Source organism: Cohnella endophytica (genome assembly GCF_003628305.1).
Lineage (GTDB): Bacteria > Bacillota > Bacilli > Paenibacillales > Paenibacillaceae > Cohnella > Cohnella endophytica.
In genome coordinates this window covers 326556-353157 of record NZ_RBZM01000004.1, presented here as the reverse complement: position 1 = coordinate 353157, position 26602 = coordinate 326556, and the positions used below count along the sequence as shown (strand labels likewise).

The following is a 26602-nucleotide window of genomic DNA, read 5'->3' as shown; positions in this document are numbered from 1 at the left end:
ATGTTGACCAATTGCCCTTGAACTCTCATTTGTCGCCACGATATTCACCTATTTGCCTTCGAACTCTCATTGTCCGCCAACTCGCTAACCCTGCTTAAATCGCTTAATTCGCCACAATGTTGACTAGCTTGCCTTTGACCGCGATGACTTTGCGAACCGTCTTGCCGGCGAGCAATTCCTTCACTTTCTCGGATTCGAGCGCAAGCGCCTGCATGTCCGCTTCGTCGAGGTCCGCCGGAATGTTCAGGCGATCGGCGATTTTGCCGCTTACTTGCACGACGATCTCGACCTCGGCATCGACCGTAAGCGATACGTCGTATTGCGGCCAAGCGACGTAGGACACGGAACCCTCGTAGCCAAGCTTCTCCCACAGCTCTTCCGCGATATGCGGAGCGATCGGAGACAGCATTTGCACGAAATGCGCCATCGCTTCTTTCGGCAACACATCCGACTTGTAGGCTTCGTTGACGAAGATCATCATCTGGCTGATCGCCGTGTTAAACCGCAAAGCCTCGTAGTCTTCGCCGACCTTCTTTAGGCTCTTGTGCCACGTGCGGCGGAAAGACTCGTCGCCCGGCACTTCTTGAATCTTCGCATTCAATTCGCCTGTATTGTCGTCGACGAACAATCTCCAGACGCGGGCCAGGAATCTGTACACGCCTTCTACGCCGTTCGTGTTCCAAGGCTTCGTCGCCTCCAAAGGCCCCATGAACATCTCGTACACGCGAAGCGTATCCGCCCCGAACTCGCCTACGATATCGTCCGGATTAATGACGTTGCCGCGGGACTTCGACATTTTCTCGTTGTTCATGCCCAAGATCATGCCTTGGTTCACAAGCTTATGGAACGGCTCTTTCGTGTTCACCACGCCAAGATCGTACAATACCTTATGCCAGAAACGGGCGTACAGCAAGTGAAGCACCGCGTGCTCCGCGCCTCCGATGTACAGGTCTACCGGCAGCCATTCCTTCTGCTTCTCAGGTGAACAAATCACCTCGGAGTTATGCGGATCGATGAAACGCAAGTAGTACCAGCAGCTGCCGGCCCATTGCGGCATCGTGTTCGTCTCGCGGCGAGCTTTTTTACCGTTGCGCGGATCGATTACGTTAACCCACTCGGTCACGTTAGCGAGCGGTGACTCGCCCGTGCCCGAAGGCTGAATCGCCTCAACGTCCGGCAGCAGCAAAGGAAGATCCTCTTCCGGGATCGTATCCATCGTGCCGTCCTCGTAATGCAGCACCGGAATCGGCTCGCCCCAGTAACGTTGGCGGCTGAACAACCAGTCACGCAAGCGGTAAGTGACTTTGCCTTTTCCTTTGCCGTCCTTCTCGAGACGAGCGATCATAGCGGCAATCGCTTCGACCGTGCCCAATCCGTTCAGGAAATCGGAATTGATCAACTTACCGTCGCCCGTGTAAGCTTCCGCAACAACGTCTCCGCCCGCGACCACTTCAACGATCGGCAATTCGAATTTCTTCGCGAATTCCCAATCCCGCTCGTCATGGCCCGGAACGGCCATAATGGCGCCCGTGCCGTATCCGCCGAGCACGTAATCCGCGATCCAGATCGGCAATTTGGCTCCATTCACCGGATTAATCGCGTAAGCGCCCGTGAATACGCCGCTCTTGTCCTTCGCCAAATCCGTACGTTCCAGATCGCTCTTGCGCGCGGCTTGCTCGACGTAAGCCTCGACCGCGGCTTTCTGCTCCGCTGACGCGATCGCGCCGACCAATTCGTGCTCCGGCGCCAAGACGCAATAGGTCGCGCCGTATAGCGTATCGGGACGAGTCGTGAACACCGTCAACGCCGAATCGTGACCGTCGATCGCGAAAGTCACTTCCGCTCCCGTCGACTTGCCGATCCAGTTGCGTTGCATATCCTTAATGCTCTCGGACCAATCCAGTTCCTCGAGATCCTCGAGCAGCCGTTCCGCGTACTCGGTAATCTTAAGCATCCATTGGCGCATCGGCTTGCGGATGACCGGATGTCCTCCGCGCTCGCTCAGTCCGTCGATGACTTCTTCGTTCGCGAGTACCGTACCGAGCGCGGGACACCAGTTAACCGGAACTTCCGCGACGTAGGCCAAGCCTTTCTTATACAATTGGATGAAAATCCATTGCGTCCACTTATAGTAGTCCGGATCCGTCGTGCTGAACTCGCGCTCCCAGTCGTAGGAGAAGCCCAGCGACTTGATCTGGCGGCGGAAGTTGTCGATGTTCTCCACCGTGATCTCCCGCGGATGGCGACCAGTCTGCAACGCATATTGTTCCGCCGGCAATCCGAACGCGTCCCAGCCCATCGGGTGCAGGACGTTAAAGCCCTTCATACGCTTGAAGCGGCTGACGATATCGGTCGCGGTATAACCTTCCGGGTGACCGACGTGCAGTCCTGCTCCGGATGGATAAGGAAACATGTCGAGCGCGTAGAACTTTTTCTTGCCCTCGTCTTCCGTCGTGCGGAACGTCTTGTTCTCGTCCCAATACTTTTGCCATTTCGGCTCGATTTTCAGCGGTTGATAGCCTTGCCCTTGTTCGTGAGACATGTCCGTTAACTCCCTTGTGTTCGTTCTAATTGTCCAATCCTGCGCCAAGACAAACAAAAAACTCCCGCCCCTAGCGATGTCGCTAGGGACGAGAGATTGGATTCCCGTGGTACCACCCTAGTTGGCAAGCCTCCTGCTTGGAGAACTGCCCACTCGTGCCTCGTAACGAGAGGTAATCGCCTAGCTTATCGAATAACTTCCCTTGGAAGCTTTCGTTCGGCTCGGGGCTCCAAGGCGAGTTCGTCGTTCGCGTTAACCGGCTTGCACCTTCCGCCGGCTCTCTAGTTAACGCGTTGCGAGTACTGCTCCTTATCTCAGCCAAAGTATGCCATGATTATAGCCAATTCACGCGAATGCTGTCAAGCGAACGGCACCCTCTAGCGCTGAGAAATCCCATTCCAGAACAGGCCGATGATTTCCTTGGCCATTTCCGCTCCGGAGACGGGACGATCTCCGATAAACTCCCGGTTCCCGATCATGAGCAGCGCGGAGAACGCGTGCGATAAGATCATCGGATTGCCTTGCGCGATTTGGCCTTGCTCCATCGCTTCGCGGAACGACTCGGCGAGCACCATGTGAATGGAATTCTCGGCCGTACGAATAGCCTGCCTCTGTTCCTCCGTCAAGAAAGGCATCGCCTCCCGCATCAAACTCTCGAATTCCACGTGCGATCTCGACATTTTCGACAGGGCGATCTGTTCCAGTCTCGTCTTCATGTCCGAGTGCGCTTGAATGTGTTTCAACGTATAGGAACATATCCTCGACATCATTTCCGTTACGGATGTCGTGAAGAGGACGGCTTTATTCTCGAAATAATAATAGACGGACGCTTTGGTCACTCCGGCTCGTTCGGCGATCATGTTTATTGAAACGGGCTCGTAGCCTAGCTCCATGAAAAGAAGAGATGCGGTATTCAGCACTTTGTCGCGCATCGACGGCTGATCCGATCTGGTCTTCGGTCTTCCCGGAGAACGTTTATCCTGGGATGTTGTCATCCAAGTCCTCCCCTTTCTCTAACATCGAAGTTGCATAATTAACCTTCCGGTATATATAATTAAAAGGTCCACATTAAAATTATATCCAATAGTTAACCCGTTTCATAGAAATTATGTTTTGGAGGGAGTAAAACGATGCACAAAAGAAGAGGATTTGGCAAATGGGTTGCCGGTAAAAAGGGGAAATGGGTCACTCTAATCGTATGGATCGTAGCCGCCGGGTTGCTCGGCGCATTGCTGCCGTCCGTTAATAAGGAAGAAAACAACGCCGCTCCGAACTTAACCAACGCTAGGCCTTCCGTGCAAGCCGATGCGATCGCGGCAAAGGAATTCCCGAGCGGAGCGGACGTTCCCGCGCTCATCGTCTGGTATAGGCAGAGCGGAATAACGGATGCGGACCTAGGTAACATCCAGAAGCTCGCGGAGCGGTTGACAGCATCTCCCGTTCCTCACCAGACATCCGTACCTCCTCTACACCAGTTGCCGTCTCAGGCGTTGAAGGGCGAGTTGTCCGAGAACGGCAAGTCGATCGTTACGCCGGTGTTCTTCGCCAAAAACGCGGACGCCGACCAGTTGAGGGAAGGCTTAACCGTGATGAAAGATCAGGTTAAGGAATTGTTCGGCGCAGATCCTTTTGCCGCCGCGAAGGACGCCGCCGATCAACTCGTCGCCCGCGTCACGGGACCCGTCGGAATTCAAGTCGACGCGACCGGCTTGTTCAAGAACGCCGATTTTTCGTTAATGCTCGGAACCGTTTTGCTCGTGCTCGTTTTGCTGCTCCTGATCTATCGCTCGCCGATACTGGCTTTCCTGCCGTTAATCGCGGTCGGGTTCGCCTACGGCGTCATAAATCCGATACTCGGTTGGATGGCGCACGAAGGATGGATCGTCGTCGACTCGCAAGCGATCTCCATCATGACCGTGCTGCTGTTCGGCGCGGGAACCGACTACTGCCTGTTCCTGATCTCGCGTTTCCGTCAGTTGCTGAAAGAAGAGCCAGACAAAGGCAAAGCCTTGCTCGCCGCCATCACCGGTTCCTCCGGAGCGATTGCCATGAGCGGCTTGACGGTCGTTCTCTCTCTATTGGCGCTGCTCGTCGCGGAATTCGGCGCATTCCATCGGTTCGCGGCTCCGTTCAGCATCGCGATATTGATCATGGGAATCGCCAGCTTAACGCTAGTTCCCGCCCTGTTAGCCATTATCGGACGCGCTTCCTTTTACCCGTTCGTGCCTCGCACGCCAGAGATGCAAAGAGAACGCGCCGTTCGCCAAGGCAAACCCCTTCCTACGGTTGATCCGAAGGCACCGCGTAATTGGGTAGGGAAAACCGTTGTCGGCAAGCCGTGGTGGATCGTCGCCATTTGCATCGTCCTGCTCGGCGGTTTCGCGGCGTTCACGACGCAAATCAAATACACTTACGACATTCTTTCCTCGTTCCCGAAGGAAATGGAATCTAGGGAAGGCTTCGCGACGATCGGCGAACAATTCTCGCCCGGGGAGCTTGCTCCCGCGAAAGTCATCGTAGATACGCAAGGCAAGGCGATCGATCTCGCACAAACCTTGAGCAGCCTCCCGTTTATTAGCCAAGTAGCCAAACCGCAGACGGGTAGCGAGAACCCGCAGATCATCAATTACGAGGTTCAATTCAACCTGAATCCGTATTCGCTCGAAGCGATGGCGCGCATTCCCGATCTCAAAGCAGCGGTTGCCGGCGCTCTAAGCCAAGCGGGCATAGAGGCTCCGAACGACCATGTGTGGATCGGGGGAGCGACTTCCGAACAGCACGACACGAAACTAACGGGCGAGAGAGATACAAGGATGATCATTCCGATCGTAATCGGACTGATCACGTTGCTCCTTCTCCTCTACCTTAGTTCCATCGTGGCCACGATCTATTTGGTGCTAACGGTTATCCTGTCGTATTTCTCGGCGCTCGGACTCGGTTGGATCATCGTTCATTACGTAATGGGGGCGGACGCCATACAAGGCGCCATCCCGTTATACTCATTCGTGTTCTTGGTCGCTCTCGGCGAAGACTATAACATCTTCATGATCTCGAGCATCTGGCAGAAGAGAAAACATATGCCGTTAATACAAGCGATCAAAGAAGGCGTAGGAGATACGGGAGCCGTCATCACCTCCGCGGGTCTTATCCTCGCGGGAACGTTCGCCGTGCTGTCCACGTTGCCTATTCAAGTACTCGTCCAGTTCGGAATGATTACGGCGATCGGCGTATTGTTGGATACGTTCGTCGTTCGTCCGTTCCTCGTGCCCGCTATAACTCTTCTGCTCGGCCGTTGGGCTTTCTGGCCGGGCAAGCATGAACCGGTAACGGAACAGTCCCGGACTTAACGCCCGAAATACAAACGGGGCAACCCTTGAAGTCGACCGGACTTCAGGGGTTGCCCCGTTATTCGTATGCGATTAGGATTGCGGCTTGCGGGCAACGAAGAACAACCTTTCCGATCGGGCGTCAGGCGGTTGCTCCCACTTGAAGTCGGCGCAACGGTGAAGCAGCTCGAAGCCCGCTTCGACGAGTTGATCGGCGATCCATTCGGGATCGTACGCCCGCTGGACGTGCGATTCCTCGAATCGGCTATACAACGCCCCGCTTCCGCCTTTCGATCCCGGCTCCTCCTGAATGAAAAAAGTTAACGAGTGCTCGATTTCCATGCGATCCGAATCGTAATCGCACGTCCATAAATACGCGACGTCCTTCTCGTCGTAAACGAAAGGCTGCTCGTCCGCATATCGCTCCAATTGTCTTGGAGCGTGCACATCGAACAGGAATAACCCGCCAGGGCCGAGTCCTTCGTAAGTGTGACGAATCGTCGAGGCGATGTCTTCCGGCTCGGTCAAGTAATTCAAGCAATCGCAGAAGCTGATGACGGCATCTGCGGGCTGTGGCAGATCCCAATCCCTCATATCCTGCTGCAGCCATCGAATCGTTCCCGGCTCGTCGCGCGAACCGCCGCGGCTAGCGGGCTCGTCCCACTTGCTGCGGGCGACCGATAGCATCTCCGAGGAAATGTCGATGCCGAACACGCTAAATCCCGAACGCGCTAACGGGATCGTCAGATTGCCCGTACCGCAGCCCAGATCGACGACCGTTTTCGGTATCCCATATTTGTCCCAGCAACGGCGAGCGAAGCTCATCCAGTCGGAATAGGGCATCTCTTCCATCAGACGGTCATAAACTGCCGCGAATTGCCGGTACGTTCGCATTATGGTTTCTCCTATTCCCCTGATTCTTCTTCGGTCTTAATCAACCGCGTCCAGTTGCCATCCTGCTTCACGAGCCCTTCCTTCATCAGCTTGCCGAGCGCTCTCTTGAACGCGGACTTGCTCAGTTGGAACCGGCGTTGAATATCATCCGCGCTCGTCTGGTCGGAATAAGGCATCGCACTGCCAGGCCGTTCCTTGAGGAACGCCAGAATGCGATCCGCGTCTTCAAGACGTCCGACTTCCTTCGTAGCCCGAAGACTCAAGGAAACGCGGCCGTCCTCGCGCACTTGCGTAACCCGTGCGTTGAACTTCTGTCCGATGCGCAGCGGATGGTTCATCGAGGCGTCGTTAATGTAGCCGAGCGCCCCGAAGCCGAGCACGCCGCCGTCTACTAGCGTGAATACGCCGTCCCGGAACACGTCGGTCACCCAACCTTCGCGCGATTGGTTCAACCACGAGGTCGGCGCGCGGAATACGTGCGGCGCGAAATCGTCGATCTTGGCTAAGCGAGCGAGCATGCGCCCTTCTTTGTCTTGCTTCATGACCACGAACAATTCGTCGCCGGTTTGCGGCCACACATTCTTACGCTCCGGAGGAAACTGCTTCAGCGGAAGCAAAAGTTGCCGGCCGATGCCCATCTCCAAGAAAAAGCCGAAGTTCGGGTGGAAATCCGCCACCGTAAGCTTCGCCATTTCTCCGAGCGTGATCAGCGGCTTGCGCAGCGTGGCCGTTACCCGTTCCTTGTCGTCATGGAACAGAAACACTTCGATCTCCGTATCGATGTCCGGTTTAATGCCCACGGCTTCTCCGTAAGGCAGATGAACCTCGGGCCCCTCATCCGGGCCGAATCCGAGAAACCAGCCATAAGGGGATATTTCCCTGCGAACCCACAGTCGTTGCAAGGTTCCGGCCGTTAAATTCATACGATCTCAACTGCCTTCGCGTCGGACCATAACCGTTCCAGGTGATAGAATTCCCTCTCGTCGCGGTGGAACACGTGGGCGACGACGTCTCCCATATCCACGAGTACCCAGCGAGCGGTATCCGCGCCTTCCATGCGTACCCTCTTGCCGAGCAACTCCGCGCTCTTGCGGATTTCGGTCGCGATCGACAATACCTGAGTATCCGAATTCCCGTGACAGATGACGAAATAATCCGCGATCAACGATATGCCTTGCAAATTCAGCGCGACTACGTCATGCGCTTTTTTCTCTTCCGCCGCGACGAGCACCGTTTTCAATAATTGTTCTGAGCTTCCTGCCATGTCTCAGCCTCCGTTTTCTATAAGTTCGTTTCGTTTATTTTAGTTGCGCGATCAAGTCGTTACGCGCGATTACGGTTTGCGGGAAAATCCTTTTCCCGCGCTGAATCAGTACTTCGATCGTGGAGTCGAAGGCGGCGACCAGCGCTTTCTCCAGACTTTGCTTTGCTAACTCGCGTAAGCGATCCACGCCGGGGAAGTCCCTGCCGGGCTCGATATAATCCGCAAGGCAGACGATTTTGTCCAGCTGGGTCATCCCCTCGCGACCGGATGTGTGATAGCGTATCGCATCCAATACCTCGACGTCTTCGATGCCATGCTCGGTTCGAACCGCCCAAGCGCCGACATGCGCATGCCACAGCTCCTTATCGTGAACGAGCAGTTCCGGCGGCAAACGGTTTTCCCGGATGACCGCTTCCATGCGATCGATCGCCCAAGCTTTGGAATAATCGTGCAGCAATGCGGCAAGCTCCGACTTGGCGGAATCTCCTCCGTATCGCTTGGCCAGCTTGATCGCCGTCTCGACGACGCCTAACGTATGCTTCCAACGTTTGTCCGGCATTTGCGCGCGGGTCGCTTCCCTTAGCATTTCAAGATTCATATAAGCCATCCCTTTGAATGATCTCGATTACCGAGTCCGGAAGCATGTACCGGATGGAACGTCCACTCTTCAGCCTGCGCCGGATATCGGAAGAGGATATACCCATGGGAGGCATTGCCGCCCGCAGCAATTTCCTTCTGATGAAAGACGGGAGACGCGAGTCGTCGGAGGGCTGATCGGGCCGCTCCAGTCCGATGAATGTCACCCGCTCCGCCAGCTCTTCGATACGTCGCCAATTCGGCAAATCCTTCACCATATCGGAGCCTACGATCCAATAAAACATGATTTCCGGCTCGCGTTCCTGCAAGGAAGTTACCGTGTCAATCGTATAGGAAGAACCTGCGCGCCGCAATTCGATATCTTCGACGCGCATTGCCGGATTGCCGGCGATAGCCGTATCCAGCATGAGACGCCGTTGATCGGCATTCGCGCTAGGCTGAGGCTTATGCGGGGGGGCCGCCGTCGGAATCAACCACACTTCGTCTAGCCCGACAGCTTCTCTCGCGGCTTCCGCCGCGATGAGATGGCCGTGATGAATCGGGTCGAAGGTACCTCCGAGCAGACCGATTTTACGCATGGGACCCCGCCTTTCCGTTCATCATTTGCGCGGAAGCACGATTTGCTTATGATCTTTGGATTCCTTATACAATACGATCGTCTTGCCGATAACCTGAGCGAGCTCGGAACCGGATTTCTCCGCGAGTTCGGCTCCGATTTCGCGCGGATCGTCGGTACAGTTCGTGAGTACGGATACTTTAATCAGCTCGCGCACTTCGATCGCTTCTTCGATATGGCGTATCAAGTGATCGTTCGTTCCGCCCTTGCCGACTTGGAAAATCGGCGTTAAGTGATGCGCCATCGATCTGAGGTGGCGTTTTTGTTTGCCTGTTAACATGTGTTTTCCTGCTTTCATAGGTCGCGGACTCCTGAGCCCGCGAACTCTTATTGATTAAACGACGCCATTACCGCTTCCCGCATCGCGGCGACCGGGGCCGGCTGGCCGGTCCAATATTCGAAGGCATATGCGCCTTGATAGATGAACATGCCTAATCCGCCATGAATACGGCAGCCGAGTTGTTCGGCTTGACGGAGGAAAGCGGTTTTGAGCGGGTTATAGATTAAATCGCTTGCGACCGAACCGGGCTTCAGCCACGACGGATCCAAAGGCACCGCGTCCACGTTAGGAGACATGCCGACGGAAGTCGTATTGATTACGACGTCCGCGGACGCGCAAGCCGCCTGCAGTTCCTCCCAAGGAATCGCCGAGATGCGATAGTCGGGCGAGAACGCGGAAGCCACTTCGAAAGCTTTCGCTTCCGTTCGGTTCGCGAGCAGAATCGCCTTCGGACCTTCTTGCGCCAACGCCCACAAAATGCCTCGGGAAGCGCCTCCCGCACCCAAGACGACGATCGTCTTGCCCGCGAGATCCGGTTCCGCTTCCTCTTTCAAGGAACGTACGTAACCGATGCCGTCCGTATTGTAGCCGATCAGACGTCCGCCGTCGTTGACGATCGTATTGACCGCTCCCGCCGCCTTGGCACCTTCGCTGATCTCGTCCAGATGCGCCATGACTTCGATTTTATGCGGAATCGTGACGTTTAAGCCCTTGAATCCGAGACCTCGAACGCCCGCTATCGCTTGCGCCAACTGCTCCGGTTTAACGTGAAACGCCGCATAGGCGCCGTTCACGCCCGTTTCCCCGAAAGCGCGGTTAAGCATGATCGGGGATTTGGAGTGGCGCACCGGATCTCCGATGACACCGAATAACGCGGTATGGCTATCCAATCGTTGCATCGATGGTTTCTCCTCTCCCGAAGAGACGCTTGCTATAGAATACTCTCGCGAAGCATCACTTTGATTCCGCGCGGAGCGTGAACGTCGACGGTACTGCCCGATTTGCCGTTCGTCTGGATCCAACCGAGGCCGGAAATGAAAACGTCCTGCTGCGAATTCGGCGGAATTCTTAGCCGGTGTCGCGTCCAAGCGGGCATCGTCTCCAGATCTTCCTGGTTCGGAGGACTGAGCATGACGCCGCGATGTTGCTCGTACAATTCATCCGCGCGTTCCAGCTTCGTCCGGTGAACGTCAAGGCCGCCCGACAAATAGACGGTGAACGACTGCCGTTCTCCTTCTACGAAATCGAACCGGGCAAGCGCGCCGATAAACAAGGTCTGCTTCTCGTTCAATTGATAGGTCAGCGGCTTCAACGGCTTATCCGGAAGCAACGCGGCCAGATCCTTGCGGGGAACGATTTCCGACATTCTCCACGCGTAGACGATTCCCGGCGTGTCGATGATGCTCTTGCCATCATCAAGGGGAATATGAACCGCGTCGAGCGTCGTTCCCGGATACCGGGAAACCGTGAGCTCTCGCTTCAAGTCGCTGTAATCCGAGATCAGTCGGTTTATGAGCGTGCTCTTGCCCACGTTAGTCGCTCCGACGACATAGACGTCGCGGCCTTGCCTGTAAGAGTTGACCGCTTCGACGACGCGGTCGAATCCGATATTGCGCCGCGCGCTGCACAGCACGACGTCGGCGACCTTAAGTCCTTCCTCGCGCGCCTGCTTCTGTACCCAGTTCCGCAACCGGTTCCAGTTCGTCACGGGCGGAAGCAGATCGATTTTGTTGACGACGAGCAACACCGGATTATTACCGACGAAACGTTGTAACCCCGAGATCAAGCTGCCTTGGAAATCGAACAAGTCTACGATATGGACGACTAGGCTGTCGGTGGATGCGATACCGCCTAGGAGCTTCAGGAATTCGTCCTGGTCGACCGTTACCGACGATGCTTCATTATAGTTCTTGATGCGGAAGCAGCGCTGGCATACGGCTTCTTCCTTGTCGATGGAAGAGGCGGGCACGAATCCCGGCTTCTTCGGATCTTCGCTCTGAAGCGGAATTCCGCATCCGGCGCAGCGCGGAGGCTTAATTTGTTGTTGCGTCATGTTAGCGTCCTCCCTTATCCGGCCATAGCCCTTTTTTACGCAGTCTTGCCAAGGCGATTTTCTCGATTTTGCGATTGATCTGAGTCGCCCATCCTTCTTCTTTAGGGGCGATCGGCGTAACCAATATCGTATGCAATCCGGCGCGACGCCCGCCCAATACGTCCGTCAACATCTGATCCCCGACGACGACGGCTTGATCCGGCTGCAGCTCCATGAGCTTCAAAGCCCTCCGGAAAGAGCCGCCAGCAGGCTTACGAGCCGCGGGAATGAACGGAATGCCAAGAGGCGTCGCAAAATTGCCCACTCTCGTTTCATTGTTATTGGATAAAATGACGACTTTAAAACCCCGGTCTTTCACTACATCCAACCAGCCAACAAGCTGGGGAGTAGCGAGCGGAGTTTTGGCGCTTACGAGGGTATTATCGAGATCGGTTATGATCCCTTGAACTCCCCGTTTATGCAATTCATCCAAATCAATATCAAATACGGTATTCACGATTTGATCGGGAAGCAAACGCTTGAACATCAATAAAGTTAACTCCTGTCCCTCTATGGCTAATCTTCCTCAAAATATACCACACCCCACCCTGCCTTGCAAAAGAAAAGGGAAGCCCGATTAGCCCGGGCTCCCCCTTACCGGCAAACCGGACATACCCGGCTGCCTTGCGCACTCCCTATGATTCCCTATAAAGCTTTGCGTATTTTGGTCGCCGCTTCCGTAAATTCATGCAATAACTGAGGATTGCCCGTATCGTGTCCATAGCGCGCTTGCTCGAAGCTCGTTAACGCCCCGTCGAATTCCAACGTCAGGGAAGAAAATTTGTCGCTCCAGCGCTCGAACGTCTCCCGGATCGTCTCATGCTTTTCCCTCCGCATGCCTTGACGTTGCATGAAGACCAGCAATCTCTCCATCTCGCGGACGACGCGTTGGTTCGGCGTATGGCCCCGGCTGCGGATTCGGTCCCACAATCTCCGGGCACGGTTGTTGCGATAACTGACGAATACCAATCCGAGAATGATCAGGATGACGCCGACCGCTCCGGCCGGTACGATCCAATCGTTATTGCGGTCCGACACGCTCGTATCCACCGGGGTTGCGTTAGTGTCCGTTTCGGTCTCGGGTTGGGACACTTCCCCTTGGGGCAGCGGCTGCGGAACGGTGAACCCTGAAGTCGGTTCGAACGGAATCCAACCGTAGCCTTCGAAGTATACTTCCGCCCACGAATGCGCGTCGGCGTTACGGACGGTGTAAGTGCCGGCACCGGATGGATCCGGCGTTGCAATCGGTCCGCCAAAACGCTCCCGCTCCGACCTCGAAGGATCGTAGCCGGTCGCGTATCCCTTCACCCATCGCGTAGGCAGTCCGATCGAACGCGCCATTACGACGAACGAAGTCGAGAAGTAGTCGCAATAGCCTTCCTTGATCTCGAACAGGAACGCGTCGACGAAGTCTCCGTTCGTCCGGTTCGTCTGCCTGGTTAAATCCGGTTTATTCGTATAAGGAAAAGTTTCTTTCAGATAACTCTCGAGTTCCTTCGCTTTATCGTAATCGTTCGTTAACCCCGCCGTTTTTTCTTTGGCGAGCTCGCGTACCCGATCGGGCAGCGAATCCGGCAATTGTAAATACGGGGCAACGTCGATGCTCGAAGGCGCGGGAGCGCCCTGGAGACCTTTAACGTCGAGTACGGCCACTTGAGAGACGATCGAATAGCTTTCGACTCTTGCCGACTTGGTCCAACGTGCCTCCCACTCCTCCGGATTCCATTTCAAACCGGCGTTATTGTCGCTCTTAAGTTCCGAGACGGAGGATACGGGGCCGGCGCCGAACAGCACCGGGATCTTGTCTTTCCGGAGCACGGTCACCGTCTGGACGACTTCTACCGTCTTCACGCCCGGCGCGCGAGGCGGATCGAGCTCGAGATCGGTTGCAGCGCCGACGGCCAACGGGACAAGCCGGGCATCCTTCGTATCCGCCCAACCTTTCCCGGTGTATATCGACTTCGACTCTCCGCGCCAATAGCTGCTTTGTGAGGTCGTAATCGTCATGACCGGCGAGTAATCGAACTGGAAGCTACCTCCGATTTTCCGGTCATCGCGACTATAGCCGGATAAGGAAGACCCTTTGGTGCTTGGCGTTACGCTAACCTTCTGTACTCCTCCTTCGCCCGAGAAAGCAGGTACCTCCCGGCCTTGCGCTTCCGTCCATATCGTATAAGGATCCTCTAGAATTACCGGCGCTCGCGGCACGAAAATACCGGCTAACAGCACGATCGTGATAATAACGACGGCAGGGAATGCGATGTCGAGAGGCCGTTCAGCCAATGCCTCCCAGCTGTCCGGGTGACGCACTTGCAATTGCCTAAGGTGCAGGACGACCAACCAAGCGAGTCCCGCGGTCACGATCCATGCGATATTATGCCAAAGCTCCAACGGGAAAAAGGAATCCACGGCCGCCATGCCGGCAATCGATAGGACGAAGATGGCAATCGCTCCAGCACGCCGCGACCCGATCCACGATAGCACGTGTACGAGCGCTACGACTCCGATTCCGATCTCGAAAAACGGATGAAGCTGATCGACGTGGAACGTTAGGAAACTTCTGACTTGTTCCCACGATCGCCATTTTTCGGGCCAACCGCCCCATTGGATCGGCATTTTCCATTGAATCATGCCTAGCAATGCAATGCCTTGCACGATTAACCGTAGGCCGATTAACCGAGTGAACAGCAACTCGACGACCGCGGTAACGGCCAAAACGCCATAGACGATGGCATAAGTTTCTTCCCACCATAAGTCGGAAAAGCACTGGATCAATTGCAAGACGATGATGATCACCAGCAGGCGATGCAGCCGCTCCAGCACGACCCTTCTCCAGAATTGTCCGTTAAGCAGAGTACGAAGAGTCATGCGGACAAACCTCCCCCAAGAGCCTGAGGCAGATGATCCAACTGGGAAACGGAGCTGAATTCCCATTGTTTGCTCTGACATAACGCTTGCCATTGCTGTAATTTAGCCGATTCGTCTATCGACATATGTTTGTCCGAAATATGAATAATGCTAGGGATCATTCTTCTGCTTTCCAGAGCTTTCATGGCCGCGACCGTCTGATCGTCCTTGGAAGAACCGACAATGACGACATGAATGCCGGGTTCGAACCTCTCCGACACTTGAGCCAATACGTCTCCGAGCGATTGCTTGCCATCCGCCTCTACGTCAACGAGATGCTGAAGCACTTCGTCTCGGGTTACGGGCGTCCGGCCTTCGCCGAACCACCGGGAGACGGCTCCCGAGGAAACGAAACCTATCGGCATTCTCTTGGCGATCGTTAGTTCTAACAAAGATGCCGCTACGGAAACCGCAAGCTCGAATTGCTCCGGCGCCGAATAAGAAGAAGAGTTGCGATCCAGGACGAACAAGACGCGCGGGAGCGCTTCCCTCTCGAATTCCTTGGACTTCCATTGCCCGGTCTTAGCCGTGGCGTTCCAATGGATCCGCGAAAGACGATCCCCGTGGATGTATTCCCTGACGCCGTCGATTTGCGTCGTCTCCCTTGCCCACAACGACGTGAACGTATGCTGGAACACTCCGCGTTGCGAGCGTCTGAACAAACGCCAATCTTTCAGCGGCACGGTTCTCGGAAGCACTTGAATGTTCATAGGTTGAGAGAACGAACCGCGATGCTCGAACAATCCGAAAATATCGCGAGTAGAGCAGTCGGTGTTCTGAAACTGGTATCTCCCCCTGCGCAAAGGCGCGGTCTCGAAGTGCACCTCTCCCCTGCGCCGGTAATCCGGCACGAAGGACATTTCGTATAATTGCGCTTCGCCTCCCGAGGATCGCACGAGCTTTTCTCTCACGATGACGTACGGAAGCGGCCAGAATCCGGGAATGACCATGCGAAGCTTAACCTGGAGCCGCATGCCGGCGGTCAGCGTCGTCGCGCTGCCTTCCCCCGCATCCGTGTATCGCAGGCCCAGAACGCCTCCGATGCCGCTCCATCTTCCAAGCATGAGATAGAGGGCTAGCGCATTTAGAATCATAAACAGCATAAGAGACGTCTTGCCGCCTTGAAATAACACATAGAAAAACGAAGACGCGTATAGCGCTGCGCTAAACCACCAAGCGCGCGGGACATGCAGCCGAGCCATGATTAACGCTCCATTCCAACGGGTACGGGCAGTAACCGAAGCACGTCCTGCAATACCTGCTGCGTAGTCGTGCCTTGCATGCGGGCTTCGGAACGCAGATGCAGCCTATGGCCGAGCACCAACGGCGCCATCGCCTTTACGTCATCGGGAAGCACGAATGAGCGGTGATTCAGGAACGCGTAGGCTTTCGCCGCGGAAGACAATGCGACGGCCGCGCGCGGACTTGCGCCGAGAATGACCGCGGAATGCTGACGCGTACCCCGGATCAAGGAAATCAAATAATCCGCCACGCTAGTCTCCAGGTGGATTCCTTCCGCCAATCGCTGCATTTGGGCGACGTCGTCCACGGTAGCGACCGCTTGTAAAGATTCAGCGGCTCTGCCGGAGCCCGGCTCTAGAACGAGCCTTTTCTCCGATGCCTCGTCGGGATACCCTAATTTGATTTTCATTAAGAAACGGTCCAATTGAGCTTCGGGCAAACTATAAGTACCTTCGAATTCGATCGGGTTCTGGGTCGCGAACAACATGAAAGGATGAGGGAGAATATGCGTCTCGCCGTCTACGGATACTCGTCTTTCTTCCATCGCTTCCAATAAAGCGGATTGCGTTTTGGTAGTCGCCCGGTTAATCTCGTCCGCCAGCAGCATGTTCGCCATGACCGGTCCAGGCCGGAAAACGAATTGCTCCAGCTTCGGATGGTAAATGGAAACTCCCGTAATATCGGTCGGAAGTAGATCCGGATTACATTGAATTCGGTGGAAAACCCCGCCGATCGACATGGCCAGCGCTTTGACCATTTGGGTTTTTCCGGTACCGGGAACGTCCTCTATCAGCACGTGCCCTCCCGCTAGCATCGCGGTCAACATTAAAGCGATTTCATCTTTTTTACCATAAATGCATGATTCCATATTACGCCTGATTTGATCTAGTTGCTGCATCGCGGCATGATGGTCCATTCTCGTTCCTCCTATGGAATCTACTTAGTTGGGTTGTTTTTAGATAGTCCTCCGCTTATTATACCGGAATTTGGATGTCGTCGTAAATTTTAGTTTCTTCCAAAAAACCATAGAGAAACAGCCAAACCCGGAAGAATTTGGCTGTCGGTCAAAAATAGTTTACGTATTTTAATTGTTAGTTCCGCGTTTATCCCTTAGGCCGTGCGACTAATGCCGCTAAGAACGAGAATACGATCGCCGCGGAAATGCCGGCGCTCGTAATGCTGAATATCCCCGTGATTACGCCGATCCAGCCGACGTTCTGAAGCTCCGTTAACGATCCATGGACGAGAGCGTTTCCGAAGCTCGTTATCGGCACCGTCGCTCCGGCGCCCGCGAAATCGATGAGCGGATCGTACCAGCCGACGGCATCCAATAAAGCGCCCGTAACGACCAACAAAGACATCGTATGGGCAGGAGTCAGCTTCGCGACGTCGAACAACAGCTGTCCGACGACGCATATGCCGCCGCCCACGACGAATGCCCAAACAAAAGGCATCATGCGCAAAACCTCCTTCTTAATGAGCCGGATTTGGCGATTCTATGGCAACGGCATGCGCGATGCAGGGGATGCTTTCCCCTTGCTGGTAGGTCAGCGGACTATGCAAAGCTCCGGTTGCGACTACGAGAATCCGGCGTAACTCGCCTTTTTGGATCCGTTTAAGCAGATGACCGTAAGTGACGATCGCCGAACATGCGCATCCACTTGCGCCTGCTTGTACTTTCTGTTTCTCGACGTCGAAAATCATAAGCGCGCAATCAAGGAACTTCGTTTGCTCCATCTGCACCCCGTTACGGCGCAACATCTCGTTCGCGAGCGGATGGCCTACGCTCGCCAAGTCGCCGGTCACGATCAAGTCGTAATATCCCGGCTCCCTACCCGTATCCTGCAGGTGGCCTTGGATCGTGTCGACGGCCGCAGGGGTCATCGCGGCCCCCATATTGAACGGATCTTTAATTCCCAGGTCCATGACTTTGCCGATCGTCGCCGCCGTAACGACCGGGCCTTTCCCTTCCTTCGCGACAATCGACGCGCCCGCTCCCGTAACCGTAAATTGGGCGGTCGGCGGTTTCTGCGAGCCGTATTCCGTCGGATATCGGAATTGTTTCTCGACCGTGCAATTATGACTGCTCGTACCCGCCATCGCGTAATTACCCGCTCCGGCACCGACGATCAGCGAAGCGATCGCCAGCGACTCCATCGACGTGGAGCATGCGCCGAACACGCCGAGAAAAGGGGTTCCCAACGTTCGAGCGGCGAAAGTGTTGCTAATGATTTGGTTCATTAAATCTCCGCCGATATAGAAGCTCAATTGCTCTTTCTTCAGCCCGGCATGTTGCAACGCGATATCCGTTGCTTGTTCCAGCATTAGCCTTTCGGCTTTCTCCCAAGTGGGCTGACCCATCTCCAAATCCGGATGTACGAGGTCGAACTCCGAAGCGAGCGGACCTTCGCCTTCTTCCGGGCCTGCGACGGTTCCTGTCGCTATAATGACGGGCGGCTTGGGAAATACCCATGAGCGTTTACCCTGTAGTATCATGCCAAGCCCCGATTCCGAAAATCCAATAGATGATGCCCACGACGAATGCCGCCACGACCCCGAAAACGATAACGGAGCCCGCCAGCTTAAACATATTCGCTCCTACTCCCAGCACCAAACCTTCGCTCTTATGCTCGATCGCCGCGGATGCCATGGAATTGGCGAATCCCGTTACGGGAACGGCAGTCCCGGCCCCGGCCCACTGGGCGATTTTGTCGTAGACGCCCATGCTGGTCAGAATGACGGAGAACAAGATCATGATCGCGACCGTCGGATTGCCGGCATCGCGCGACGACATGTGAAATGCCGCCATGAAAAATTTCTGTACGCCCTCGCCGATCGTGCAGATCACGCCCCCGACCAAAAAGGCTTTCAAGCAATTGGTCCAAACGGACCGGACCGGCCCCCTTGCCTTGGCGAAGGCTTGATACTCTTTGGATGACATGGACACCGGCTTATAAGCTCCCGCGCCGCTTCCCGCGCCTTTCACTGCCATAGTCGCACCTCCATGGAAAATGAACATAAACTTATCGTGTTCATTATTTCCCGCGGGTTCCAAAAAAATGCCGATCCAAGAACATTTGCACATGCGCATATATTGATACTTTGAGTTAAAAAAGGAGCCGGCATCATTTTCCTAGTGACAGGCACGGATAGGCGCAAACCCACATACAATGATAATGCTCCTTATCCGCAAGCCGAACCTACTACCGGAGGTGGCCTACCCGTGCCCGGTTTTATCACTTCGATCGCCCTATTCATCAAGCAGCTCTCCTTGCTTGTCTCTTACGTGAAGAACAACGCTTTTCCCCAGCCGCTGACCGACGAAGAAGAAGCTCTTCACCTGCAACGGCTAGCGGAGGGCAATCCCGTCTCGCGCAATCTGCTCATCGAGCATAACCTGCGTCTGGTCGCCCATATCGTCAAGAAATTCGACAACACCGGAGAAGATCTGGAAGACCTGATTTCCATAGGCACGATCGGTCTCATTAAAGCCATCGAGAGCTTCCAGCCGAACAAAGGTACGAAGCTCGCCACGTTCGCCGCTCGTTGCATCGAGAACGAAATACTTATGCATCTGAGATCGCTGAAGAAAACACGCAAAGACGTCTCCCTCCACGACCCCATCGGAACGGACAAGGAAGGCAACGAAATCACCCTGCAGGATATTCTGGGGACGGAACCGGACGAGGTCGTCGAAAAGGTTCAACTGAAAATAGAGAAAAGCAAAATATATCGCAATCTGGATATTCTAGACGAGCGAGAGCAAGAAGTCATTCGGGGAAGGTTCGGATTGGACGGCGGCGGAGACGAGCGGACGCAGCGGGAGATCGCGCGGGAGCTTGGCATATCGAGGTCGTATGTATCCCGTATCGAGAAAAGGGCGTTAATGAAACTTTATCATGAGTTTTATAAGGCGAAGCGTTAACGGCAAAAAACGATGGAGCTCCTGTTTAGATCAGCCGATCTAAGCGGAGCTCCATCGTTTCTTAGTTCAAGACATTCACTTGACGATCACGAAATAAGTGCTCGGCCCCGAAGCATCGCCGTTATTGCCGAGCGACACGGTGGAGCCGCTTGCAAAGCTTTTTTTATACAGGCTGTAGGTCAGTCCGGCATCGGTCGTCACGTCTTGGCCGGTGTCCGTCCACGACGACATCCAAGAAGGCTTGGCGGAAATCGCGTCGTTGTGCGCGATATAGACGTCGCTCGCGGCGTTCACCTTGAAACTGGCCAACGTAGTTCCCGTGTAGGACTTCGAGTCATTCGCCGGCCTGATCCAATCGCTTCCGGCAACGCTTGAAGGCATCGACGTAAACAATGTCGTTCGGTCTCCATAGACCAAATCCCCGTTCCGAATGTTGCTTCGGATAGACCAATTCGCCGCGTTGGACGCGTCGTTCACCGTCAGATTGCTGACAAGAGGGCCAGTCGCATTTTTCATGATGACGAAATAGTTACTCGGTCCCGAAGCGTCTCCGTTATTGCCGAGAGACACGGTGGAGCCGCTTGCGTAGTTTTTCTTGTACAGGCTGTAGGTCAGTCCGGCATCGGACGTTACGTCTTGTCCGGTGTCCGTCCACGACGACATCCAGGAAGGCTTTACGGCAATCGCGTCGTTGTGGGCGACATAGACATCGCTAGAGGCGTTCACCTTGAAGCTCGCGAGCGTCGTTCCCGTATAGGACTTGGAGTCGTTCGCCGGCCTGATCCAATCGCTTCCGGCCATGCTCGAAGGCATCGACGCAAACAAGTTAGCTCGGTCCCCGTAAACCAAATCCCCAATCCGAATGTTGCTACGGACGGACCAATTCGCCGCGTTGGCGATGTCGTTTACCGTCAGGTTACTGACGAGTGCAGAAGCGGAGACGGGCAACATGCCGTTCATGAACTTCTCCAAATTCGTGTAGCCGTCGTTGTTGAAATCTCCGTTACTCGTCTGATTGAGATTGCCGAAGTTAGAGATTTCCCAGGCGTCCGGCATGCCGTCGTTATCGGTGTCCGTACATGGCGTGCCGCCCGCTATCGTCGGATATCCGCCGACTTGACTTTCGTTCGTAATAATAAAGTTAATACCGGTATTTGTCTGATACTGATTAATTAACCGCGTATCGACGCTGTCTCTCGCGGGAACCCACGCACCGTCGCATGAAATCCGCTGCGATGCGCCTACGGTCGGAAGAATGCTATCTTCGATATTGCCGACAGGCTCCGCCGCAATCGGATAGGTCGTGTTGGGCAATGGCGTAGTACGTTTCCAAGAGGCGGGGATTGCCGCGCCGGTCTCCGGTTCGTTCTCCCAAGCGATCTTGCTAGTCAACAGCCACTGGTTGCCGCTCGGATTCGTTTGGTTCCAGCCGACGTTGCCCGACAAATAGATGGAAGGATCGCCATGCGCGGTATTGTTGTCATAGGGTACGGCTTGAGGAAAAGCTTGGATTTCGTGAGGGTAGAAGTTGCTCTCGTACGTCGTAACGCCGTATAGAGGTCCTTTCTTATACTTGTTCCCGATGAAATCCACCGAAATCCCGCCGCCGACCTGAGCGAGATAAAAACTCTGATTGTACGTGATGTTGTTGACGACGCGGCTTGATTTGGTCTTCAAGAGCGGATTGCGATGGGTATCGTTCATGATCAGATTATGATGCATGTCGATATCGGTTTCCGTATCCTGCCCTCCCTCTCCTCCGGCAAGCAAGCCGGTAGAGTGAGGATATAGCCCTTCCGCCATAATATTATACTGGCTGGTAACGTTCTTGGTGGAAATGTTGGCGCTCTTCCATACGCCGATCCCCTCGTCTTGATTCCAGCTCACGGAGATATGATCCAAAATAATATTGTTGCCGTTGTAAATTTCGATCGCTCCGCCACTGTCGTCGCCGTTCGCATTGTATCCTTTGCGAAGCCTCAAATATCGGATAATGACGTTAGCGTCTTGTCCGACGACGCCGACCATGATCATATTGTCCGACATATTCGTGCCTTTGATCAAGATCCCGCCGCCGGGAGCCGTCTGCCCGGCTATCGTCAAATTCGGGTTCGTGATTAAGATCGTGCTCATAAGGTTAATCGTGCCTCCGACCGTAAAGACGCATGTCCGCGGACCGGAGGCGGTAGCGCATGCCCGTAAGCTACCGGGTCCGGAATCGTTTAAATTGGTCACCTTGATGACGGCTCCTCCGCGACCACCGGCGGAGATCGCGCCGCCGCCTTGCGCCCCCGGAAAAGCCGGAACGGCGGTCGAAGCTTTGGAGATAGGAACGTCGATGATGCCAATCATCAGAGAGAAAACAAGCGCCGAAACCAGAACCGTTGCCCAAAAACCCGATAATCTGCGAGTACTGCCCCCATGACGATTCAATTTCGTTTCCTTTAACATCAATACACTCTCCTTAACGAGGAATTAGAGGATGGATGATCAGCCCCTACGCAATCTAGTCGCCGCCCATCCCCTCACGCCATCAGTTTAGAGATGTCAAGGAAAATCCGATATATAAGATTTCCTCGATCCGTATGGCGATCCATCGATCTTTGTTTGCGCTTACACTTTCTCCGATCTCCCCGACTTTTCCGCCTTGCTCATCGCCCTAATGATCTTTATCCCTTCGATAATTTCACCAGCTGAGACGGTTTGCTCCGATCTTTCCCCCTGGATAGCCCGGTAGAAAGCCTCCCATTGATATTGTCCGACGGCGCCCGGCAGAGACGCTCTCTCCACGTGGAAAGGCTCGTCTTTCGTTTGGGTGACCAGCATCATTTCGCTTTCGAAGTTATCTCCATTCTCGTCGAACCGCTTCGGGAGGATATTCCGGTAGACGGTTCCTTTTTCGTAATTGACGATCAAGGCATACTTATAGGCTTGGCCGTCGTCGACGCAGAAGGAAGCGAAAATATTGCCGATCGCGCCGTTCTTGAATTTGATGCCGAGTTGGGCATTGTCCGGCGTAGGTCGTTCGGTGAAGAGCCTGGAATGCATCACTTGAACCTGATCCGCTTCTCCGAACAATCTGACGATATCGTTAATCAAATAAATGCCGATTCGATAAATAGGAGCAACCGGGCATTGTTCTGAATCGTCGTACCATGTCCCCGTAAATCTCTCCCGGTAATCGCACCAGACTTCCGCCCTGCATGCGACGGGCTGCCCAAGCTCATATCGCTCATGCCATTGTTTAAGAAGCTGTAGATCGGAGGGTAACCAAGGAGAAGGCGAATTCAGATGAATGACCCTGCCTAGTCTTTCCGCCTTCTTTAATATTCCTATTCCTTGCTCCACATCAAGCTCGAAGGGCTTGGTCGTGATCACGTCTTTTCCGGCGGAAATGATTCGATCAATCAATGCGGCGCGTCCAACGGGCGGTGTGAACAACCCAATTGCGCGAATTTCTTCGTCACCGAGCAACTCGTCAAGGCTGGCAAATGCCCGTACTCCGTATTTGATCGCGTAACTTCTGGTTTTATCCGCATCCAGATCGCATACCCCCGCCAGCTCGAACCATTTGGCGCCTGCTTTTGATGTCAGCTCGGCGATAATCGCGGAACCGAAATTCAAACCTACGACTCCGATTTTTACTTTTCCCATCGCCCAACCTCCGTCTTTGACTTCCCTTAATAACCCGAAACATTGTTAAATTTCGGCAGTTGTAGCTTCACGATCGTCCCTTCGCCGACATCGCTCGCGATACTGATTCCATAGGCATTTCCGAAAAATAGCCGTATTCGATTGTGGACGTTCAATAAACCATATCCGACGGACTGCTTGACGAAGATGCCGTCAATCACATCTTGTTCCATCCCGGGACCGTTGTCGGAGACCAGAAATTCAATGCTGTCGCCCTCGAGACGGCCGGATATGACGATCAGCCCCCGTCCTTCTATCATTCTTTCGATTCCATGATGAATGGCGTTCTCGACGATCGGTTGCAAAATCAGCTTAATCATATCGTAGGAATAGATTTCTTCTTCCACGTCGTATCTGACTTCGAAACCGTTGTCGTGCATCACGCTTTGGATTTCCAGATAAGCCTGCGTATTCCGTAATTCGTCGCGAATCGAGATGACGTTTTTGCCGTTGTTTAACGTTGTCCGATAAAATCTGGATATGGAGTTCGCGATATCGCTAATATCTTTGGCATGAATCATCTTCGCCTTCCAGTTAATCAAGGAGAGCGCGTTATATAAAAAATGCGGGTTAATCTGGGCTTGAAGCGCTTTAAATTCCGCCTCTTTCTGCGTGATTTCGCTTCGGTAGACGTCGTCGATCAAGTTATTGATCCGCTTAAGCATCACCCTGAACCGGTTGATCAGCTCTCCGATTTCATCCGACGAGTCACTGGACACTTCCACTTGCAAGTCTCCGTTCTGTACCCGCAGCATCATCCGATTAAGCCATGCGATTCTTTTGACGAAGGTATTGGAGAACAGCCAAATGATCAGAATCAACACGACGAGGCAAATACCGGCAATCAGAACCGTCGCTTCGATAATATCGCGCCCGTGCACCGGCATGAGCTTTTGCGGCGTATAGAAATAGATCGACCAGCCTGATTCCGGCATTTCGCTTCGGATGAAGCGATACGTCTCGCCGTTGAACGTCATCTTGTGCGAGATCGTATCCGGAAGTTCGCTTCCATTCAGCGCATACTTTGAATCTATGAACGTATTACGCGCATATACGGTATTCCCGTGCTTATCCAGAACCGTTATGCCGTATTGGTCCGTGATCGATTCGGCCAAGCCTTGTAACAATTTGCCTACGTTGATTTCCATATAGAGCACGCCCAGATCCGTTGCACTATTATTTATGCTTACGATTTTGCGCACGGCAAAAACCCGCCCGCCGTCATCGTACAAAGAAGGTTTCGTAAGCGCTTCCTTAAACCAGGACGAATCGCTTACTCGGGCGCTGGAACGGGTAAATTGGCCATATTCCGGAATATCCTTGTTGCAGTAGATCATAATTTTGTCGATATCGCCATTCAAGTAAAGAATATCCGACAGCGTCGGTCCCAGATAGTGGGTCATATCGTCATATAACAGAAACATGTCGGAATAATCGTTTTTCAATATGCGCTGAATCCGCTTGTTGATGCCGATAAAATCGGCAACGCTTTCATATTGCTTGACTTTATTGTCGATATTGCTGGCCGATTGCGTCAGGGAGACGCGCCACTTATTCTCCACCTGCACTTCGAGCGCGAACTTGGCTCTTTCGAACGAATAAATGCCAAGGATCATAATCGGAATCACGACTACGAGCGAATAGGAAAGAAATAGCTTATGCTTGAAACGCAAATTTTTGAAATAGCGCATAAACGGCTTCATCTTATTCGACCTTTTCCCGATATTTTGCCGGGCTGTCTCCGTAACAATTTTTGAAAATCATGCAAAAATAGGACGTGTCCTGATACCCTACGCATTTGCCGATGTCCGCGATCTTGCGGTTCGTTCCTTTGAGCAGCTCCTCCGCTTTTTTCAGCCTGCAGGAGGTAATATATTTCATTAAGCTGTAACCGGTTTGCTCTTTGAATAGGCTGTTCAAATAATCCGCCGACAAATACACTTCAGCCGCGACCGCCTCTACGCCGATCGGTCGCATGTAATTGTCGTGTATAAATTTAACGGCACTCATGACCGCCTTGTTGATTCCGTTTTCTGGCGACTTGCTTACTTGCAGTATTTCTGAAGGAATAGAAAGCAATCGATCGGTGTCATCGCGTTTCAAAGCATTGCGATAACCGTCCAGCAAGCGAAGGGTCCGCTCCTTTTCCGCTTTCTCTCGCGCGCACAATTCGAAAACGCTACGGATCGCATCCAGAAACTCTTGATCCTGCACCGGCTTCAAAACATAATGATGAACGTGCAGTTCCAGCGCTTTTCTCGCGTATTCGAATTCTCCGTAAGCGCTGAAAATGACGATTTTTACGTCCGGCTTGATGATTCTCGTTTGTTCGGCAAGAGTCAGTCCATCCATGAACGGCATGCGAATGTCCGTAAACAAAATGTCCAGATCGTGATTCCTGATATAGTCAAGAGCCTTGTTTCCGTTTTCCGCTTCGGCCACTTCCAAGTCGAGACGATACTCATGAATTAGAAATTTGATTCCCGTTCTCTCGATTTTCTGATCATCCACGATAAGGATCTTATGCATGCTGCTCCTCCCGATCAGAAGATTATTCTTTCACGCTGCCGAGCGTAATACCCGTAATAAAATACTTTTGAATAAAGGGATACGCTAGTAAGACGGGTATCGACGTAACTAACACTTCCGCGGCTCTGAGCGTACTTTGCGATACCGTCTTTAATACGTCCAGATCGGTAATGTCTCTAACCCGCCGGCCGGGCTCGATGACGTTCATCTGAATATAGGTCTGCAACGGATAACGGTCGGGGCTGTTAATGTAGATCAAACCGTCGAACCAAGCGTTCCAATGATACACGATGGTAAAAAGAGTGAGCGTCATCAGACACGGTACGGACAACGGCAGCGCAATTCTAAGGAAATAGGTGAGATGTCCTCCGCCATCCAAAAAAGAGCTTTCTTCCAGCTCCTTGGGAAGACCTCTTAAAAAATTCAATAAAATGACGATGTTGAAAATTTGTACGGCTCCCGGCAAAATTAGCGCCCAGATGCTGTCCATCAACCCCGTCGATCTGACGACTAGAAACGTGGGAATCAACCCGCCGCTCACGAACATCGTGACAACGAAATACCACACGTATACGGTACGCGATTTAAAACGCCGATCTTCCTTCGACAGCGGATACGCCGTAATGGCGGTAATGATCATATAAATGACGACGCCGAGCAGAACCCGTTTCGCCGAGATACCGAAGGCTGTCATA

At 53.7% G+C, this 26602-nt stretch carries 24 protein-coding genes and 1 other annotated feature; of the genes, 2 read left to right on the top strand and 22 right to left on the bottom strand.

Translation table 11 applies throughout. The features are described from left to right. Positions 1-103 precede the first annotated feature (103 nt). Positions 104-2542, bottom strand: a complete 2439-nt coding sequence (gene leuS, locus D7Z26_RS08120) for a leucine--tRNA ligase (RefSeq protein WP_120975684.1) — start codon at positions 2540-2542, stop codon at positions 104-106. 81 nt (positions 2543-2623) lie between these two features. Continuing rightward, positions 2624-2867, bottom strand: a binding site (T-box leader). Positions 2868-2919: 52 nt separating this feature from the next. Further along, positions 2920-3537, bottom strand: coding sequence for a TetR/AcrR family transcriptional regulator (locus D7Z26_RS08115; protein ID WP_120975682.1), 618 nt, complete (start codon positions 3535-3537; stop codon positions 2920-2922). Positions 3538-3672: 135 nt separating this feature from the next. On the opposite strand from D7Z26_RS08115, the gene D7Z26_RS08110 reads away from it, so the two are divergent. After that, positions 3673-5889 (top strand): MMPL family transporter, encoded by a 2217-nt coding sequence (locus tag D7Z26_RS08110; protein WP_120975680.1) that lies wholly within the window; start codon positions 3673-3675, stop codon positions 5887-5889. A 72-nt stretch (positions 5890-5961) separates the two neighbouring features. Here D7Z26_RS08110 and D7Z26_RS08105 read toward each other — a convergent pair whose 3' ends face one another. The 15 genes from D7Z26_RS08105 to spoVAC form a co-directional block, all read right to left on the bottom strand. After that, complete coding sequence (locus tag D7Z26_RS08105; RefSeq protein ID WP_120975678.1) at positions 5962-6762, bottom strand: class I SAM-dependent DNA methyltransferase; 801 nt, start codon at positions 6760-6762, stop codon at positions 5962-5964. Positions 6763-6773: 11 nt separating this feature from the next. Then, on the bottom strand, positions 6774-7685 hold the full coding sequence (locus D7Z26_RS08100; RefSeq protein WP_120975676.1) for a CvfB family protein: 912 nt from the start codon (positions 7683-7685) through the stop codon (positions 6774-6776). After that, positions 7682-8026, bottom strand: coding sequence for a ribosome silencing factor (gene rsfS, locus D7Z26_RS08095; RefSeq protein ID WP_120975674.1), 345 nt, complete (start codon positions 8024-8026; stop codon positions 7682-7684). The genes D7Z26_RS08100 and rsfS overlap by 4 nt, the downstream gene beginning before the upstream one ends. Before the next feature lie 34 nt (positions 8027-8060). Continuing rightward, positions 8061-8624 (bottom strand): bis(5'-nucleosyl)-tetraphosphatase (symmetrical) YqeK, encoded by a 564-nt coding sequence (gene yqeK, locus D7Z26_RS08090; RefSeq protein WP_120975672.1) that lies wholly within the window; start codon positions 8622-8624, stop codon positions 8061-8063. Next, complete coding sequence (locus D7Z26_RS08085) at positions 8614-9201, bottom strand: nicotinate-nucleotide adenylyltransferase (protein ID WP_120975670.1); 588 nt, start codon at positions 9199-9201, stop codon at positions 8614-8616. The genes yqeK and D7Z26_RS08085 overlap by 11 nt, the downstream gene beginning before the upstream one ends. A gap of 21 nt (positions 9202-9222) precedes the next feature. Then, positions 9223-9519 (bottom strand): ribosome assembly RNA-binding protein YhbY, encoded by a 297-nt coding sequence (gene yhbY / locus D7Z26_RS08080; protein WP_120976521.1) that lies wholly within the window; start codon positions 9517-9519, stop codon positions 9223-9225. A gap of 47 nt (positions 9520-9566) precedes the next feature. Further along, positions 9567-10418: a shikimate dehydrogenase gene (gene aroE / locus D7Z26_RS08075; RefSeq protein WP_120975668.1), complete on the bottom strand. Its 852-nt coding sequence runs from the start codon at positions 10416-10418 to the stop codon at positions 9567-9569. 32 nt (positions 10419-10450) lie between these two features. Then, positions 10451-11572, bottom strand: a complete 1122-nt coding sequence (yqeH, locus tag D7Z26_RS08070; RefSeq protein ID WP_120975666.1) for a ribosome biogenesis GTPase YqeH — start codon at positions 11570-11572, stop codon at positions 10451-10453. A 1-nt stretch (position 11573) separates the two neighbouring features. After that, positions 11574-12098 carry a YqeG family HAD IIIA-type phosphatase gene (locus tag D7Z26_RS08065; protein ID WP_120975664.1) on the bottom strand — a complete coding sequence of 175 codons (525 nt, stop codon included), beginning with the start codon at positions 12096-12098 and terminating at the stop codon, positions 11574-11576. 158 nt (positions 12099-12256) lie between these two features. Then, the gene (locus D7Z26_RS08060; protein WP_158602247.1) at positions 12257-14479 is read right to left on the bottom strand and encodes a transglutaminase TgpA family protein; all 2223 of its coding nucleotides are present in this window, start codon (positions 14477-14479) and stop codon (positions 12257-12259) included. Then, positions 14476-15720, bottom strand: a complete 1245-nt coding sequence (locus D7Z26_RS08055; RefSeq protein WP_120975660.1) for a DUF58 domain-containing protein — start codon at positions 15718-15720, stop codon at positions 14476-14478. Before D7Z26_RS08055 ends, D7Z26_RS08060 begins: the two co-directional genes overlap by 4 nt. A 2-nt stretch (positions 15721-15722) precedes the next feature. Beyond that, positions 15723-16676 (bottom strand): AAA family ATPase, encoded by a 954-nt coding sequence (locus D7Z26_RS08050; protein ID WP_120975658.1) that lies wholly within the window; start codon positions 16674-16676, stop codon positions 15723-15725. 187 nt (positions 16677-16863) lie between these two features. After that, on the bottom strand, positions 16864-17214 hold the full coding sequence (gene spoVAE / locus D7Z26_RS08045; protein WP_120976519.1) for a stage V sporulation protein AE: 351 nt from the start codon (positions 17212-17214) through the stop codon (positions 16864-16866). A gap of 19 nt (positions 17215-17233) precedes the next feature. Next, the gene (gene spoVAD / locus D7Z26_RS08040) at positions 17234-18253 is read right to left on the bottom strand and encodes a stage V sporulation protein AD (protein ID WP_199731691.1); all 1020 of its coding nucleotides are present in this window, start codon (positions 18251-18253) and stop codon (positions 17234-17236) included. Beyond that, a complete protein-coding gene (gene spoVAC, locus D7Z26_RS08035) occupies positions 18240-18752 on the bottom strand; it encodes a stage V sporulation protein AC (protein WP_120975654.1) in 513 nt (170 codons plus the stop codon). The genes spoVAD and spoVAC overlap by 14 nt, the downstream gene beginning before the upstream one ends. A 231-nt stretch (positions 18753-18983) precedes the next feature. Between spoVAC and sigK the strand changes: the two genes are divergently transcribed. Further along, positions 18984-19685, top strand: a complete 702-nt coding sequence (gene sigK / locus D7Z26_RS08030; RefSeq protein ID WP_120975652.1) for an RNA polymerase sporulation sigma factor SigK — start codon at positions 18984-18986, stop codon at positions 19683-19685. Between the two features lie 75 nt (positions 19686-19760). Here the strand turns inward: sigK and D7Z26_RS08025 are convergent, their stop codons facing one another. The 5 genes from D7Z26_RS08025 to D7Z26_RS08005 form a co-directional block, all read right to left on the bottom strand. Further along, a complete protein-coding gene (locus D7Z26_RS08025; protein WP_120975650.1) occupies positions 19761-22136 on the bottom strand; it encodes a hypothetical protein in 2376 nt (791 codons plus the stop codon). A 162-nt stretch (positions 22137-22298) separates the two neighbouring features. After that, the gene (locus D7Z26_RS08020) at positions 22299-23339 is read right to left on the bottom strand and encodes a Gfo/Idh/MocA family protein (protein ID WP_120975648.1); all 1041 of its coding nucleotides are present in this window, start codon (positions 23337-23339) and stop codon (positions 22299-22301) included. Positions 23340-23365: 26 nt separating this feature from the next. After that, the gene (locus D7Z26_RS08015) at positions 23366-25081 is read right to left on the bottom strand and encodes a sensor histidine kinase (protein WP_120975646.1); all 1716 of its coding nucleotides are present in this window, start codon (positions 25079-25081) and stop codon (positions 23366-23368) included. A 1-nt stretch (position 25082) separates the two neighbouring features. After that, on the bottom strand, positions 25083-25907 hold the full coding sequence (locus D7Z26_RS08010; RefSeq protein ID WP_120975644.1) for a response regulator transcription factor: 825 nt from the start codon (positions 25905-25907) through the stop codon (positions 25083-25085). A 22-nt stretch (positions 25908-25929) separates the two neighbouring features. Continuing rightward, positions 25930-26601 (bottom strand): carbohydrate ABC transporter permease, encoded by a 672-nt coding sequence (locus tag D7Z26_RS08005; protein WP_233566717.1) that lies wholly within the window; start codon positions 26599-26601, stop codon positions 25930-25932. Position 26602: the final 1 nt, after the last annotated feature.

Coding starts and splice junctions, on each gene's coding strand:
- spoVAE (WP_120976519.1), bottom strand. CDS start 17,214: ATGCCTTTTGTTTGGGCATTCGTCGTGGGCGGCGGCATATGCGTCGTC.
- D7Z26_RS08115 (WP_120975682.1), bottom strand. CDS start 3,537: ATGACAACATCCCAGGATAAACGTTCTCCGGGAAGACCGAAGACCAGA.
- D7Z26_RS08015 (WP_120975646.1), bottom strand. CDS start 25,081: ATGAAGCCGTTTATGCGCTATTTCAAAAATTTGCGTTTCAAGCATAAG.
- D7Z26_RS08005 (WP_233566717.1), bottom strand. CDS start 26,601: ATGACAGCCTTCGGTATCTCGGCGAAACGGGTTCTGCTCGGCGTCGTC.
- spoVAC (WP_120975654.1), bottom strand. CDS start 18,752: ATGGCAGTGAAAGGCGCGGGAAGCGGCGCGGGAGCTTATAAGCCGGTG.
- D7Z26_RS08065 (WP_120975664.1), bottom strand. CDS start 12,098: ATGTTCAAGCGTTTGCTTCCCGATCAAATCGTGAATACCGTATTTGAT.
- D7Z26_RS08060 (WP_158602247.1), bottom strand. CDS start 14,479: ATGACTCTTCGTACTCTGCTTAACGGACAATTCTGGAGAAGGGTCGTG.
- D7Z26_RS08100 (WP_120975676.1), bottom strand. CDS start 7,685: ATGAATTTAACGGCCGGAACCTTGCAACGACTGTGGGTTCGCAGGGAA.
- D7Z26_RS08020 (WP_120975648.1), bottom strand. CDS start 23,339: ATGGGAAAAGTAAAAATCGGAGTCGTAGGTTTGAATTTCGGTTCCGCG.
- yhbY (WP_120976521.1), bottom strand. CDS start 9,519: ATGTTAACAGGCAAACAAAAACGCCACCTCAGATCGATGGCGCATCAC.
- leuS (WP_120975684.1), bottom strand. CDS start 2,542: ATGTCTCACGAACAAGGGCAAGGCTATCAACCGCTGAAAATCGAGCCG.
- yqeH (WP_120975666.1), bottom strand. CDS start 11,572: ATGACGCAACAACAAATTAAGCCTCCGCGCTGCGCCGGATGCGGAATT.
- D7Z26_RS08105 (WP_120975678.1), bottom strand. CDS start 6,762: ATGCGAACGTACCGGCAATTCGCGGCAGTTTATGACCGTCTGATGGAA.
- rsfS (WP_120975674.1), bottom strand. CDS start 8,026: ATGGCAGGAAGCTCAGAACAATTATTGAAAACGGTGCTCGTCGCGGCG.
- D7Z26_RS08050 (WP_120975658.1), bottom strand. CDS start 16,676: ATGGACCATCATGCCGCGATGCAGCAACTAGATCAAATCAGGCGTAAT.
- D7Z26_RS08025 (WP_120975650.1), bottom strand. CDS start 22,136: ATGTTAAAGGAAACGAAATTGAATCGTCATGGGGGCAGTACTCGCAGA.
- D7Z26_RS08055 (WP_120975660.1), bottom strand. CDS start 15,720: ATGGCTCGGCTGCATGTCCCGCGCGCTTGGTGGTTTAGCGCAGCGCTA.
- aroE (WP_120975668.1), bottom strand. CDS start 10,418: ATGCAACGATTGGATAGCCATACCGCGTTATTCGGTGTCATCGGAGAT.
- D7Z26_RS08085 (WP_120975670.1), bottom strand. CDS start 9,201: ATGCGTAAAATCGGTCTGCTCGGAGGTACCTTCGACCCGATTCATCAC.
- D7Z26_RS08110 (WP_120975680.1), top strand. CDS start 3,673: ATGCACAAAAGAAGAGGATTTGGCAAATGGGTTGCCGGTAAAAAGGGG.
- yqeK (WP_120975672.1), bottom strand. CDS start 8,624: ATGAATCTTGAAATGCTAAGGGAAGCGACCCGCGCGCAAATGCCGGAC.
- D7Z26_RS08010 (WP_120975644.1), bottom strand. CDS start 25,907: ATGCATAAGATCCTTATCGTGGATGATCAGAAAATCGAGAGAACGGGA.